This window comes from Spirosoma lituiforme (genome assembly GCF_054776635.1).
Map to the genome: position 1 here is coordinate 1 of NZ_BAAHBO010000041.1, position 767 is coordinate 767.

General features: G+C 63.4%; 1 protein-coding gene. It reads right to left on the minus strand.

Going from position 1 to position 767, the window contains the following annotated elements; all coding sequences use genetic code 11:
• Positions 1-707: PorP/SprF family type IX secretion system membrane protein (locus tag ACYU87_RS27565; protein ID WP_461137220.1), on the minus strand; the 707-nt coding region annotated here is incomplete at its 3' end.
• Positions 708-767 lie beyond the last annotated feature (60 nt).

A 767-nucleotide genomic window follows, 5' to 3' on the forward strand; every position in this document is an offset into this window, starting at 1 on the left:
GTCCGATCATACGCATACCCGAACCGAAGCTGATCCGTCAGCTGGACCTCCAGCAAACCCACCACCGCATCGGTGGTGTAACTCGTCCAGCTCGAAAACTGGTGACGCCGGAGCGACGTGCCCACCGCCAGCCGGTCCCAGAACCACACGTTCACGTTGGCATCGAACCCCAACGGCGCCCCCTCGGCGTACTTCACCAGAAACGAGGGCTTTAGCTTCATCACCGGGCTCAGACCCACCACAAAACCAGCCGCCACGTACGCCTGACGTGCCTGCACCGACCGAAACGAGCCCACCTGGTAGTCGCTCAACCGGTTCTTGATCAGCCGCGGCACCGAGATGCTCAGGTAGGTGCGGTCATTGCTCAGGTAGATACCCGTCCCAAAGTTGGGCAGAATCTTGGCGATGTTGCTGGCAAAGGCGGGGTCGATCTGCCCGTCGGCGGAGGTGCGCACCTCCGTCAGGTTGGCCTGGTAGCTCGAGGCCCCCGCCTGCAGCCCCAACGCCAGGGTGCTCTTGGTGCCCACCCGGATCCGAAAGGCGTAGGAGGCAAAAGCGCCCGTCTCCTGGATCACCCCCGCCCGATCGCCGTAGAGCTGCAGACCTACCCCGATGCGTTCATTGTTGAGGGGCATATCGGCCGTGAAGGTGGCCGTCTGGGGCGCTCCCGTGAGGCCCGACCATTGGTTTCGGTAGAGCGCAGACATGCTCAGCACATCGCGGCTGCCGGCGTAGGCGGGGTTGAGGGCCAGCATGTTGAACATGTA